Raw genomic sequence first — 702 nt, forward strand, 5'->3', positions numbered from 1 at the left:
CTCTTACTTATTCATCAACTTTGTTTACGCATTTATCGATGAACAGCGTTTCACTTATTGCAAGTCAAAACGATCCGCGTTCATGACTTTCGTCCATGCAGCGACGAAATCATGGATGAATTTTTCCTGATTATCATCTTGCGCATACACTTCCGCGTACGAACGTAGAATCGAGTTTGAACCAAAGACAAGATCTACTCGAGTCGCCGTCCATTTCACTTGGTCTGTTTTACGATCACGAATTTCGTATTGGTTCTCACCTGTTGGCTTCCATGTGTAAGCCATATCGGTGAGGTTTACGAAGAAATCGTTCGATAACGTACCCACGCGGTCAGTAAAGACGCCATCTTTGCTGCCACCGTAGTTGCTGCCTAGAACGCGTAAACCACCAATCAGTACCGTCATTTCTGGTGCTGTCAAACCCATAAGCTGCGCTCGGTCGAGCAACAACTCTTCCGGCTTCACCACATAGTCTTTCTTCAACCAATTTCGGAAACCGTCAGCCACAGGTTCAAGCACTTCGAACGATTCCACATCCGTCATATCTTGAGAAGCATCGCCTCTACCTGGTGCGAAAGGCACAGATACATCGTGGCCCGCCGCTCGCGCAGCCAGTTCAATACCTACGTTCCCAGCAAGCACGATAGCATCAGCAACGCTACAGCCCTCTTCTGCTGCGATGCTTTCTAGCACAGCAAGAAT

General features: G+C 47.9%; 1 protein-coding gene. It reads right to left on the reverse strand.

Features of this window, described 5'->3' with window-relative positions:
- Positions 1-54 precede the first annotated feature (54 nt).
- Positions 55-702: peroxidase family protein (locus R7040_RS26620; RefSeq protein ID WP_318097606.1), on the reverse strand; the 648-nt coding region annotated here is incomplete at its 5' end.

The sequence above is a fragment of the Vibrio sp. 1069 genome (assembly GCF_033340555.1).